We start from the raw sequence: 11791 nt of genomic DNA, 5'->3' as shown, positions 1-11791 counted from the left end.
CGGATCCCGAGTCAGTCAGGTCGCCGCCGGCACGGACGCTCGCTGTCTGGCCACCCAGGGAGCGTCCGGTGCGCCGTCGATGACCCCGCCGTCCGGGTCGTCGGGGTAGCTGGCCCGTACCGCGTCCTGCTCCGGCCGGAGGATCTCCTGGATGACCAGCACGCAGAGCACGACGACGGTGGTCAGCCGGAACGCGGCGGCCAGCACGAAGACGCCCTCGGGAAAGACCGGCGTGCCGGTGGAGGTGCCCAGCAGCTCGCCGTAGAAGGCCAGGAAGTAGCCGACCTCGGCGAGCTGCCAGGCCAGGAAGGCACCCCACTTGGGGCGGGCGAGTACGGCGAGGGGCAGCAGCCAGAGCACGAACTGCTGCGACCAGACCTTGCTGAAGATCAGGAAGGCGGCGACCACGAGGAAGGCGAGTTGGGCGAGGCGCGGGCGGCGCGGGGCCCGTAGGGCCAGCACGGCGATGCCGACGCAGGCCAGGAAGAACAGCGCGTACGCCAGGTTGTTCAGCACCGGAATGTTGTTGCTCAGCCACTCGAACGGGCCGGCGCCGGGCTCGCCGATCCTGCCGTCGAGGTAGCGGCCGATGTACCAGAGGGTGCCCCAGTCGATCGCCCGCTCCGTGTTGAGCTCCAGGAAGCGTCCCCAGTTGGTGGGGTTGGCCAGCGCGGCGGGAAGGTTAACCAGGACCAGCGCCACCGCGCCCGTAACGATCGCGGTGAGCGCGGCTCGCAGCCGGCTACTTCGAATGGCCAGCAGCAGGATCGGCCAGAAGAGGAAGAGCGGCCAGAGCTTCGCCGCCCCACCCAGGCCGAGTAGCAGGCCGGCCAACGCGGGTTTGCGGCGCGCCCAGGCGAACAGGCCGAAGGCGGCCAGTCCGATGGCGAGAAAGTCCCAGTTGACGGTGGCGGTGAGCAGCAGCGCGGGGGCGAGTGCGAAGAGTGCCGCGTCCCAGGGTCGTCGGCGCCGCAGCGCCAGGATCACCGCGACGGTGGCCACCGCCAGCGCCCCGAGCACCAGTACGTTCAGGTTGTAGAACCACATGGCCTGGTTCAGGCCGGGGTCCGCGCTGCCGAGCGCGTGCACCGGCAGGCCGAGGGCACCCATGAAGTAGCCGGTGAGCACCGGATACTCCACCGGGTGGTCCAGGTAGGGCACCTTCCCCTCGTTGAGCCCTTCGGCGTAGTAGAGCGCGAGCACGTCGGTGTAGCAGAAGCGGGTGTACTGGACGTTGTTCGTCCAGGCGCCATCCTGGCAGGGCGACTTCTGCACCCAGTGCAGGGCCATCGTCAGGCAGACCAGGGCCAGAACGATCCGCACCGCGGTCCAGAACCGACGCTCCCCGCCGACCGGCCGGTCCAAGGCGGTGGCGTGGTCACCCAACGGGCCACCGATCAGGCCGGAGACGCCACGAACGAAGCCGTCGGAACGGGACGGGTGGTCCGGTGCGGCGGAGTTGTCGGCGCCGCCCGTCGTCTGCGTGCTCATGACGTGCATCCTGCACTAGATCGGCGTCGCCGTCGTGCACCTGGATGGCGTTGGCGCTACCGCACCGCAGGTCTGGGCATCGCCGCTACCGCACCGCCGCGCCCCACCCCCAAGAGGTGGGACGCGTGACGGTGCGGCACGGCGCTGGCCCAGCCCGGCTAGTCCCGCCCAGGTCGTTGGGGGCCTCCGTTCGGCGGCGGTGGGAATCCGGTATCCCCACCGTTGTCGCCACCGCCGTTGTTGTCGCCACCGCCGTTGTTACCGCCGCCGCCGTTATTGTCACCGCCGCCGTTGTCACCGCCGCCGTTGTCACCGCCGCCGTTGTTGCCGCCGCCGCCGTTGTTGCCGCCGCCGTTGTTGTTGTCGCCGCCGTTGTTGCCCCTATCGGGGCAGAACAGGTCGAGCAGCCCACAGTCCGGCTCCGGCGGGGGCGGCAACGCGCCGTTACCGGCCTTGTCGTCCCCGACTCCGGTGATATTCGGCAGCTCAGACCTGGGCGCGTCCTTCAGCGCCTCGTTCATGAACTTTTTCCACACATCCGCCGGCATGGTGCTGCCGCCGATGTCGGCACCGTTCTTGTTTTTGATCGCCGGGTTCTCATTGGGGTCGTGGCTACCGATCCAGATCGCGGTCGCCAGGTTGTCGTCGTAGCCAACCATCCAGGCGTTCGAGTTGTTAGGGGTCCCGTCCAACTCCCAGGTGCCGGTCTTCCCGGCCGCCTCCCGCCCCCCGGAGAGGGCGTCGCCGTTCCTCCTCGGGATCTGCTTGAGCACCGCGGTCACCTCATCGGTGACCTGCTTGCGGATCCGTTGCTGCCCGTCCAGCTTCTCGCCGGTCCCACGGACGACCTTCCACTCGCCGGTCTCCTCGTCCTTCTGCTCGACCTTGAGCACGAAGTGCGCCTGGTGGAAGACGCCGTCGTTCGCCAGCGTCGCGAGCCCGTTGGCGTGGTCGAGGACGGTGATCGGGTACTGGCCAAAGCCCACCACCCGGTCGAAATAGTCCGGCGCCAGGTCCTCCGGCTTCTCCGCCAACAGGTTGTACGGCTTGGCCGGCTCGACGCTGTTGTCCCACATGGTGGTGACACCCGCCTGCCGGGCCATGCTGATCACCTTGTCCGAGCCGATCTGCTCTGCCACGTGGAAGAACGGAACGTTGTACGACTTGACCGTCGAAAAGTCGAGGGTGCAGGAGTTGTTCTCACATTCGACGGATCGGCCCGCGTTCCCGATGGGCTTTCCGTAGCCCGCGGGGGTGAAGGGCTCGGCGTCCCACCGTGAGTTGACGGAGATGCCGGCCTCGATGGCGGCCGCCAGGGTGTAGACCTTGAAGGACGAGGCGGGCGGATGGCCGCCGTAGAGGTTGCCGCCCTTATCGGTGTTCATACCGGCCCAGTCGGTGCCGGCGCCACTCTCCCCACCGTAGTAGGCGAGCACCCGGCCGGTCTTGGGGTCCACGGCGACTCCGGCGGCCTGCAGGTTATCCGGCTGGCCCTTGAGAGGCGAGCCCTTCGCCTCCGCTCGGGCCGCGTTCTCCATCGCGGTCTGCATCTTGTCGTCGATCGTCGTGGTGATCTTGTAACCGCCGTTGCGCAGCGCGTTCGTACAGGAGGGCGTACTCTCGTCCCCCGCCCCCGTGTTGGTGCAGAGCCCCCACTGCTCCATCTCCGCCCGCACGTAGTTGATGACGTTGCCGCGGGGGGTGCCCACACCGAAGCCGCTGCCCTCCTCGGCCAGCGGCTTCACCTCCGGAAATTCGGTCGGCCGCTCCGCCGCGTCGAGCCAGCCCTCGGCCACCATCCCGTCAAGGACGTAGTCCCAGCGCGACTTCGCGTCCTCCGGGCTGACCGCCGGGTCGTACCCGTTGTGGGTGGCGGTCTTCTCCGGCTGCTTGATGAGCCCGGCCAGCACCGCGCCCTCACCGACGGTCAACTTGCTGGTGGGCTTGCCAAAGAAGGTCTGCGCCGCGGCCTCGACCCCGTAGGCGCCGCGGCCGAAGTAGATCACGTTGAGATAGTTCTCCATGATCTTGTCCTTGCTGAACCTGTCGTTCAGCTTGGAGGCGAAGATCGCCTCCCGCACCTTTCGGGCGTAGGTATCGTCCTCAAGGCTCTCGTAAGCGTTACGCGCGTACTGCTGCGTAATCGTGGACGCGCCCTGCCGGTCACCACCGGTGAAGTTGTTCCAGGCGGCCCGGGCGATGCCCTTGTAGTCGACGCCCGAGTGCCGGTAGAAGTTCCGGTCCTCGGCCGCGGCGACCGCGTCCCGCACGTGCTGCGGCATCTGGCTTTTGGTGATCAGCGTCCGGTTCTCGTTACCGAGCTTCGCGACCAGACCCTTGCCGTCACTCGTGTAGACCGTCGTCGACTGCGGAAGTGGAATCTGGTCGGGCAGGACGACGTTGGTGTTCAAGTAGGTGAAGCCGACGACGCCCAGGCCGGCGAGCATGATAAAGACCGCGAACGAGGCGATCAACATGTTCGCCCGCTTCCGCTTCTTCGCCCGCGCGGCGTTCGGGTCACGGCCACCATTACGGGATCGGCCCGATCCACCGGGGCCACCCGGGCCGCCGGGACCACCGGCGGCCGAGGCGACGCTGGCCCGCGCCACCGAGGCCCGGCCTCCGGCCGCTGCGGCACCGGCTCGGGCCCGCCCCACGGACGCCGACCCAACGGAGGCCGACCCAACGGAGGCCGAACCGCTCGCGGCACCGACGCTCGCGGCACCGACGCTCGCGCGCCCGGCGGAGCCACCCGGCGCGGGGGATACCGGCACGGAGGCGCGTCCGGGCGCGGATGGCGCCGGCACCGAAGCACGGCCCGGCCCGGCCGGCGTCGGCACCGAAGCACGGCCCGATCCGGCCGGGGTCGGCACCGAAGCACGGCCCGATCCGGCCGGGGTCGGCACCGAAGCGCGGCCTGACCGGCCAACCGAGGCCGAGCCGGCGGCACCCTGGGTGGGGACGGAAGCCGAGCCGCCAACCGAAGCCCGGCCGCTGGAAGCGCCGCCCCGGGGCGTCACCGAGGCGCGGCCCGCTGTTCCCTCCGGTCCGGCCGACTGGCCACGTGCCGCACCATCGGGGGCACGGTACGCGTCGTCGGCCCGCCCGGGGACGCCGTGCTGGCCCGGTATCTGGGCCCGCCCACGCGAGGAGCTGGGGTCGCCGTACGAGTTCATTCTTCACACCCTGCCGGTCGCGGTGGAGCGCTGCCGCGCCACCACCGGTTTGCCGTGAGTTGCGGCACCCAGTGATACAACGCGACCAAGCCGCGCAAAGGTGCCTATCTGCCAATCAAGCGGGCTAATCGGACTATCAGAACGTCGATCGAGCTGGGCGGTGGCCCGTCGGGCCGAAGCGACCGATCGTGCTGACGTCACCGTTGCGCCTCTCGCCTCCGTCGCCTGCCTGGGGCGTCCGTTGAGGGCGCCCCGCCCACCACGACCTGCTCCGGCCCATTCTCCGCCAGCACGTCCCGACCGAGCAGATACTGCTCGATGAGGTGGTTCCAGGCGCAGCCGAGGCACACTTCTACCACGAAGACCTGAAACTCACGCAGTGTCATCGCCAGCGCGGGCAGCTCCGCCAGTCTCCGGGCCTGACCGGCGGACTGCCGGAGTTCGTCGCCGTAAATGTAGTGCACGCGCGTCAGGTTCTCACTCCGACAGATCGGGCACCGCTCGTCGGTCGGCTCGCCGTGGAACCGGGCCGCGTTCTTCAGGTAGGGCGAGGCATCGCAGAGGTCATCCGGGCCGACCCGGTTGGTCAGGAGATCCCGCAGCGCCGCCCGCTTCCGGAGCGAGTAGTCGACCACCTGGCGCTGCGTACGCATGAGCACGAGAGTACGCGGTGCCGCCCCACCCGGCGACCGAGTGACTATCTGTAATCGAGACACGGCGGTGCGAGGTTTGCCCCACCCGCGGCAATCCGCTAGCGTGACGATGTATCGGCCCGATACATCGTCGCGGTTAGTGCTCGGGTGAGCAGGGTAAGGAGGATGGCAGTGCTCGAATTCGCCATCCTCGGTCTCCTGCAGGAGGCTCCGATGCACGGTTACGAGCTACGCAAGGAGCTCACCGCGAAACTCGGTGCCATCCGGGCGGCCATCAGCTACGGAAGCCTCTACCCGACCCTGCGCCGCCTACAGGCGGCAGGGTGGATCACCGAGGCCAACGAGACACCCACCGTCTCGGACGTTCCCGCGCTGACCAGCCGACGAGGCCGCGTGGTTTACAAAATCACCGCGGAGGGCAAGGAACGGTTCGCCCAACTCATCGCCCAAGCCGGGCCCGAGACGTATGACGACACCGGTTTCGGCGTGCACTTCGCGTTCTTCGCCCGCACCGACCAGGCAACCCGACTTCGCATCCTGGAGGGTCGCCGCCGCAAAATCGAGGAGCGCCGCGAAGGGCTCCGCGACGTGCTCGGTCGCGCCGCCGAACGGCTCGACGCGTACACCCTGGAACTGCAACGCCACGGCCTGGACGCCTGTGAGCGTGAGGTTCGCTGGCTGGAGGAGCTCATCGCCAACGAGCGCTCCGGCCGTGCCCCGACAGCCCCGATCACCGGGGCGGCCGGCGGTCGACCAGAAGACAACAGCCCGCCTCCGCCTGGAGAGTCCAGGGAAGAGCGGCCGTGATGAAGGAGAAGGAGGCAGACGCTATGGGCTCCGTCCGCGTCGCCATCGTCGGTGTGGGTAACTGCGCCTCGTCCCTCGTACAGGGCGTGGAGTACTACCGGAACGCCGACCCGAACGACCGCGTCCCGGGTCTCATGCACGTCACCTTCGGCGACTACCACGTCTCGGACGTGGAGTTCGTCGCGGCGTTCGATGTGGACGCCAAGAAGGTGGGCATGGACCTCGCCGAGGCGATCGTCGCCAGCGAGAACAACACCATCAAGCTGTGCGACGTGCCCCCGACCGGGGTGACCGTGCAGCGCGGCCCGACGTTCGACGGTCTCGGCCAGTACTACCGCGAGATCATCGAGGAGTCGGACACCCAGCCGGTGAACGTGGCCGAGACGCTGCGCGCGGCCAAGGTCGACGTGGTCGTGGCCTACCTGCCGGTGGGCTCCGAGGAGGCCGGCAAGTTCTACGCCCAGGCCGCGATCGAGGCCGGCTGCGCCTTCGTCAACGCCCTCCCCGTCTTCATCGCCTCCGACCCGGTCTGGGCGAAGAAGTTCGAGGACGCGGGCCTGCCGATCGTCGGTGACGACATCAAGAGCCAGGTCGGCGCCACCATCGTGCACCGCGCCCTCGCGAAGCTGTTCGAGGACCGCGGCGTCGAGTTGCTGCGCACCTACCAGCTCAACTTCGGCGGCAACATGGACTTCATGAACATGTTGGAGCGCAACCGCCTGGTCTCCAAGAAGATCTCGAAGACCCAGTCGGTCACCTCCCAGGTGCCGCACGAGATGGCCAAGAGCGACGTGCACATCGGCCCGTCGGACCACGTGCCGTGGCTGGACGACCGCAAGTGGGCCTACATCCGCCTGGAGGGCCGCTCCTTCGGCGACACCCCGCTCAACGCGGAGCTGAAGCTTGAGGTGTGGGACTCGCCGAACTCGGCCGGCGTCATCATCGACGCGGTCCGGGCCGCGAAGATCGCCCTGGACCGGAAGATCGGCGGCCCGATCCTGTCGGCGTCGTCGTACTTCATGAAGTCCCCGCCGGTGCAGTACGCCGACTCCGACGCGCACGCCGCCGTCGAGGAGTTCATCGCCGGCGAGATCGCACGCTGACGTTCTGACAGGTGCGGGCCGGGCCCGGGTGGCTCCGGCCCGCACCGCCGTCGCGGGCGAGCGCACCGTGCCGCGTCCGGCGTGGGGCAGCACACCACCAACACTCGTGGCAGCATGACGGCGGTGCGCCTACGACCGCTGCTGCTCGGCACGGCGGCCGTACTGGCCACCACCCACGTCCTCGGCGTCCTGTTCGACGATCCCCCACTGCGCCACGCGGAGATCTTGGCTCTGCTGGCGCTTGGGGGCTACGCGCTCCTCGGTGAGCTGCCGAAGCCCCGCTGGGTCGTACCGGCCACACTCCTCGTGCTCGTCGTGGAGGCGTACCGCACCGCTCCGGCCGCCATCAACCATGACCGCGACCTGCGGCTGCTGCTCCCCGCGCCCGAAGGCCCCTCTCCGTCGCCGGTCCTGCTCACCGACGGTCTCGCCCTGACCTGGGCGCCCCTGGCTGTCTCCCTGCTGCTGCTCGGAGCCGGACGTCGCTGGCCGATCGCCCACCAGTCGGCCGCGCGTCGGAGGCCGGTCGTTGTGGGCACCGTACTCGCCACTCTGCTGTTCGTGGCATATCCAGCCGTCCGGCTCAGTGAGTTGGCCCTCGACCTGTCCGCGCGAGAGCAATCGAACTCCACTTCGACCGATCCGGTCTCAACGACCGTGCTCAGCGCCGGTTCGGTGCTGCTGGCGCCACTCGTACTCGGGCTGGTCGCGATCTGCCTCACCGCCGTACTGCTCCGGCGGGGTCGGGCGATCGCCGCCGTAGGTGCCGCGCTCCTCGCTGTCGCCGCCCTGCCACAGGTGGACCTGGCGCTTGCCACGGTGGACCTGCTGCTCGCCGTCAGGTGGAACTCCGCCGTGGTCAGCTCGTTCGTCATCGCGCCGCCGTCGCTGAGGTTGGCACCGCTTCCCGCGCTGGCCGCCGCCATCGAATTGATCGCGTACGCACTGCTCGCCGTCGGCCTGACTCGCGCCGGGCGCCGCGGGCAGACCGTCACCAACAGTCCGCGGTGACAGCCCGACAACCAGCGCTTCCCAGCGGCAGCCGTTGGCCGGCACCCGAACCGGGTGCCGGCCAACACCGTGTTCCCGCCGGCGGGTGAGATATGTGGTGGCGGGTATCAGAGCTCCTGGTACATCACGTGCAGACCGACCCGACCAAACGTCGGGTGAGCGAACGCACCCGGCACCGTACCGACGATACGGAAGCCGAGCCGCTCGTACACCGACACCGCAGTCCGGTTAGACGCGGCAACGGCGTTGAACTGCATGCCGGCGTACCCGCGCTGGTGAGCCCAGTCCAGCGCGAAGCGGCACAACGCGGTGCCGACCCCCTGCCCGCGGGCGCCGGCGGCCACGATGAAGCTGGCCGTGCAGACATGCGACCCGGGTCCCGCCCGATTCGTACCCATTTTCGCGCTGCCCAGGACCCGCTCACTCCTAACCGCGACGACGGTCAACCCGGGTGCTGGCTCGATCCACACCTCACGCGCCTCGTCAGGGGAGAGGTGCGGGTCGTACGTGAACGTCTCCTGAGCCCGTACGACTTCCCGGAGGATCGGCCAGACCTGCGGCCAGTCGGCTTCCTGGAACTCACGAATCGTCATCGGGCGTTGGTCACCTCCTCCTGAAACCGGCAGCGCGTTCCAGAGAGAGCTGTTGGCCGACACCCGAACCGGGTGCCGGCCAACAGTGTCTTTCTCCTTGTGGGTTAGGTCTACGGGTTTTGGGTCAGCTGGTCCAGTGCTCGGCCACCAGGTCAGCGGCCTGGGTCTCCCACTGGGCGTAGTGGAACGGGTACGCCGACACCTGCACCTTCTGCGCGGCCTCGGTCAACGGCATGTCCTGCCAGCCCTCGACCTGCCGCAGACCCTTCAGGAACGCGGTGGTGGAGTACTCGGGGTCGGTGATCTGCTCCACCGTGCCCCACCCGGAGGACGGACGCTGCTGGAACAGGCCCTGCGAGTCGTGGTCGTTACGCGCACCCAGGTGACCCAGGTTCTCCAGCTTCGACTCCTGCAGACTGGTGGCGATCGCCACCACGGCGGCCCGCTCGTCCATGCCAGCGGCCTTCGTGGCCTCGATGATGGCTCTCACGTTGCCGGTCTGCTCGCCACCCAGGTCGATCCGCGATTGCTCACCCTGCGTACCGTGCGGGATCAGCGTGCCCATGTCCGGCTTCTCCGCTGGCACCGCGGCCGCCGCGGTGGTCGAGGCCGCCGACGCGCTCGGGGTGGGGGTGGGGGTGGGGGTGGAATCGGTGCTGGTGTCGAAGGCCTGGGGACCAGCGACCACACCGGCGCCGAAGGCCAGACCAGCAATACCAAGCGCACTACGCAACATGATCGTGTTCATGAGTGTTGCTCCATTCGGGGGTCGACACCCACACGCACCCGAAGGGGGTCGGGAGCGGGGTGCAAGCACCGTCCGGCGCTCAAAGAACCAAGGGATAGGTCGGCGACCGCGGGTCTCGTCGGGACACGCACGGCGCCGGGTCCGGAGATAACGACCGGCCGGCCACCACCATTCCCGGCGGCCGTCCCCGCTTACGGCGGGGCACTTCCTCGGTCGTACGCATGGTGTAACGCCCCGGCGCCCGCCACGATTCCGCCCCCCACCGCGACCCCGGTCACCCCTCAAACAGGCATCTACCGGACAGATCGCTCCTGAGCTCAGGGCATCGACCTCAATGGCGGCCTTTCGGCACGCCCCTCGACGGCCAGCGTTCGGGCAGGGGAGATTTGGCCGATTCGGGGCATTGCCGGGCGTTTCTCAGCCGGTCCGGGAGATCGGTAGCCGATGATACGCACGTTTGGTTTGCGCAGCACTGTCCGCTCGGAGGTACAAATGATGCCGGAAACTCCCCGATGGGTGGTCCGGGACACCGACGCGCGCCGAGCGGGACGCACCGTGGCCGGCTGGTTCTTCCTCGCGCTGGCGGTGACCGTGACACAGGTGACCGGCGGGTGGCCCGCCCTCGCGCAGCAGCCCGCCGCGTCCAACGCGATGTCGGAGACCGTCCTCGCCTGGGGAGGAAACGGCGAGGGCGAGCTCGGCAACGGCACCACCACCGACAGCCCCGTCCCCGTGGAAGCGGAGTTACCGGCCAACACCACGATCACCGCCATCGCCGCCGGCAACGGCCACAGCCTCGCGTTGACCTCCGATGGTGCCGTCCTCGCCTGGGGCGAAAACATCTCCGGCGAACTGGGCGACGGCACCACCGACAACAGAAACACCCCGGTGGCGGTCAACCTCCCCCCGAGCACCACGATCACCGCCATCGCCGCCGGCCACAACCACAGCCTCGCGTTGACCTCCGATGGTGTCGTCCTCGCCTGGGGCTACAACTTCTTCAGCCAGTTGGGCGACGGCACCACCACCAACCGCAACACCCCGGTGGAGGTGGACCTACCGACCGGCACCACCGTCACCTCCATCGCCGCCGGCGCCGTCCACAGCCTGGCGATAACCACGGCCGGCGCCGCCCTCGCCTGGGGCGGCAACTACGCCGGCCAACTGGGCGACGGCACCACCGACAACAGAAACACCCCGGTGGAGGTGGACCTGCCGACCGGCACCACCGTCACCTCCATCGCCGCCGGCGGCGTCCACAGCCTGGCGGCAACCTCCACCGGCACCGCCTTCGCCTGGGGCAGTAACAACTACGGCGAGCTGGGCGATGGCACCAACACCGACCGTCTTGTTCCGGTGGCCGTCAATCTCCCCCCGAACACCACCGTCACCACCATCGCCGCCGGCGGCGGCGTCCACAGCCTGGCGATGACCTCCGCCGGCAGCGCCCTCGCCTGGGGCTACAACTACTACGGCCAGTTGGGCGACGGCACCACCACCAACCGCAACACCCCGGTGGAGGTAGACCTACCGACCGGCACCACGCTCACCACCATCGCCGCCGGCGGCGGCCACAGCCTGGCGATGACCTCCACCGGCGCCGCCCTCGCCTGGGGCGGCAACTACTCCGGCCAACTGGGCGACGGCACCACCAACCAGAGCAACACCCCGGTGAAGGTCAACCTGCCGACCGGCGCCGCCATCGCCACCATCGCCGCCGGCAACGACCACGGCATGGCCCTCATCGAACGACCGAGTTCCACCACCACGCTGGAGGTCGCACCGCGGAACCCGGAACCGGATCAGGACGTCACTCTCACCGCCGCCGTCACCTGCACCACCGACGCCCCCACCGGAACCATCACCTTCCGAAACGGCAGCAGTGACCTCCACACCGTGCCCCTGGATGGCGCCAACACCGCCGCCCACACGACCAGGCTCCCGGCCGGCAGCCACACCCTCACCGCCCACTACACCAGCACCAGCACCTGCCCCAGCGGTCAGTCGGAGGCCACCACCATCACCATCGACACACCCACCAGCCCCAGCCCCGACACCCCCGACGACCCCGGGCTCCCCATCACCGGCTCAAGCCTGCCCACCACCGTCGGCGCCGCCGCCCTGCTCCTCCTCATCGGCACCGCCCTGATCCACCTCGCCCGCCGATACCGACCAACCCACCACCCGCACTGAGCGAGCCGTCGTTGGT

The 11791-nt window shown here is 69.1% G+C and carries 10 protein-coding genes; 5 read left to right on the top strand and 5 right to left on the bottom strand.

Annotated elements, in window-relative coordinates:
- Positions 1-15: 15 nt before the first annotated feature.
- Both SALPAC3_RS0114365 and SALPAC3_RS0114360 read right to left on the bottom strand, forming a co-directional pair.
- Positions 16-1491, bottom strand: coding sequence for a glycosyltransferase family 87 protein (locus SALPAC3_RS0114365; protein WP_018221920.1), 1476 nt, complete (start codon positions 1489-1491; stop codon positions 16-18).
- 158 nt (positions 1492-1649) lie between these two features.
- Positions 1650-3968: a transglycosylase domain-containing protein gene (locus tag SALPAC3_RS0114360; RefSeq protein ID WP_018221919.1), complete on the bottom strand. Its 2319-nt coding sequence runs from the start codon at positions 3966-3968 to the stop codon at positions 1650-1652.
- Here SALPAC3_RS0114360 and SALPAC3_RS28780 point away from each other — a divergent pair.
- Positions 3937-4725: a hypothetical protein gene (locus SALPAC3_RS28780; protein ID WP_026185564.1), complete on the top strand. Its 789-nt coding sequence runs from the start codon at positions 3937-3939 to the stop codon at positions 4723-4725. The two genes, SALPAC3_RS0114360 and SALPAC3_RS28780, sit on opposite strands and share 32 nt — an antisense overlap.
- 139 nt (positions 4726-4864) lie before the next feature.
- On the opposite strand, the gene SALPAC3_RS0114350 is transcribed toward SALPAC3_RS28780, so the two are convergent.
- Entirely contained in the window at positions 4865-5320 is a 456-nt protein-coding gene (locus SALPAC3_RS0114350) for a DUF5318 domain-containing protein (protein WP_018221918.1), read from the bottom strand.
- Positions 5321-5491: 171 nt separating this feature from the next.
- Between SALPAC3_RS0114350 and SALPAC3_RS0114345 the strand changes: the two genes are divergently transcribed.
- The 3 genes from SALPAC3_RS0114345 to SALPAC3_RS0114335 all read left to right on the top strand — a co-directional run bounded on the left by SALPAC3_RS0114345 (position 5492) and on the right by SALPAC3_RS0114335 (position 8241).
- Positions 5492-6127 (top strand): PadR family transcriptional regulator, encoded by a 636-nt coding sequence (locus SALPAC3_RS0114345; protein ID WP_018221917.1) that lies wholly within the window; start codon positions 5492-5494, stop codon positions 6125-6127.
- Between the two features lie 23 nt (positions 6128-6150).
- Positions 6151-7230 (top strand): inositol-3-phosphate synthase, encoded by a 1080-nt coding sequence (locus SALPAC3_RS0114340; RefSeq protein ID WP_018221916.1) that lies wholly within the window; start codon positions 6151-6153, stop codon positions 7228-7230.
- Positions 7231-7344: 114 nt separating this feature from the next.
- Complete coding sequence (locus tag SALPAC3_RS0114335; protein ID WP_026185563.1) at positions 7345-8241, top strand: hypothetical protein; 897 nt, start codon at positions 7345-7347, stop codon at positions 8239-8241.
- Between the two features lie 107 nt (positions 8242-8348).
- Here SALPAC3_RS0114335 and SALPAC3_RS0114330 read toward each other — a convergent pair whose 3' ends face one another.
- The gene (locus SALPAC3_RS0114330) at positions 8349-8834 is read right to left on the bottom strand and encodes a GNAT family N-acetyltransferase (RefSeq protein WP_018221914.1); all 486 of its coding nucleotides are present in this window, start codon (positions 8832-8834) and stop codon (positions 8349-8351) included.
- A 124-nt stretch (positions 8835-8958) separates the two neighbouring features.
- Entirely contained in the window at positions 8959-9582 is a 624-nt protein-coding gene (locus SALPAC3_RS0114325) for a hypothetical protein (protein ID WP_018221913.1), read from the bottom strand.
- Positions 9583-10074: 492 nt separating this feature from the next.
- Here SALPAC3_RS0114325 and SALPAC3_RS0114320 point away from each other — a divergent pair, with 492 nt between their 5' ends.
- Positions 10075-11775 carry an RCC1 domain-containing protein gene (locus tag SALPAC3_RS0114320; protein ID WP_026185562.1) on the top strand — a complete coding sequence of 567 codons (1701 nt, stop codon included), beginning with the start codon at positions 10075-10077 and terminating at the stop codon, positions 11773-11775.
- Positions 11776-11791: the final 16 nt, after the last annotated feature.

Origin of the sequence: Salinispora pacifica DSM 45544 (genome assembly GCF_000378845.1) — a bacterium.
GTDB lineage: Bacteria > Actinomycetota > Actinomycetes > Mycobacteriales > Micromonosporaceae > Micromonospora > Micromonospora pacifica.
The sequence above is the reverse complement of the archived record's forward strand: the minus strand, read 5'-3'. Positions and strand labels throughout refer to the sequence as shown.

What these genes read in the sequence shown, in the direction of transcription:
- SALPAC3_RS0114365 (WP_018221920.1), bottom strand. Translation starts at nt 1,491, where the DNA reads ATGAGCACGCAGACGACGGGCGGCGCCGACAACTCCGCCGCACCGGAC.
- SALPAC3_RS28780 (WP_026185564.1), top strand. Translation starts at nt 3,937, where the DNA reads ATGATAAAGACCGCGAACGAGGCGATCAACATGTTCGCCCGCTTCCGC.
- SALPAC3_RS0114360 (WP_018221919.1), bottom strand. Translation starts at nt 3,968, where the DNA reads ATGTTGATCGCCTCGTTCGCGGTCTTTATCATGCTCGCCGGCCTGGGC.
- SALPAC3_RS0114350 (WP_018221918.1), bottom strand. Translation starts at nt 5,320, where the DNA reads ATGCGTACGCAGCGCCAGGTGGTCGACTACTCGCTCCGGAAGCGGGCG.
- SALPAC3_RS0114340 (WP_018221916.1), top strand. Translation starts at nt 6,151, where the DNA reads ATGGGCTCCGTCCGCGTCGCCATCGTCGGTGTGGGTAACTGCGCCTCG.
- SALPAC3_RS0114335 (WP_026185563.1), top strand. Translation starts at nt 7,345, where the DNA reads ATGACGGCGGTGCGCCTACGACCGCTGCTGCTCGGCACGGCGGCCGTA.
- SALPAC3_RS0114330 (WP_018221914.1), bottom strand. Translation starts at nt 8,834, where the DNA reads ATGACGATTCGTGAGTTCCAGGAAGCCGACTGGCCGCAGGTCTGGCCG.
- SALPAC3_RS0114325 (WP_018221913.1), bottom strand. Translation starts at nt 9,582, where the DNA reads ATGAACACGATCATGTTGCGTAGTGCGCTTGGTATTGCTGGTCTGGCC.
- SALPAC3_RS0114320 (WP_026185562.1), top strand. Translation starts at nt 10,075, where the DNA reads ATGATGCCGGAAACTCCCCGATGGGTGGTCCGGGACACCGACGCGCGC.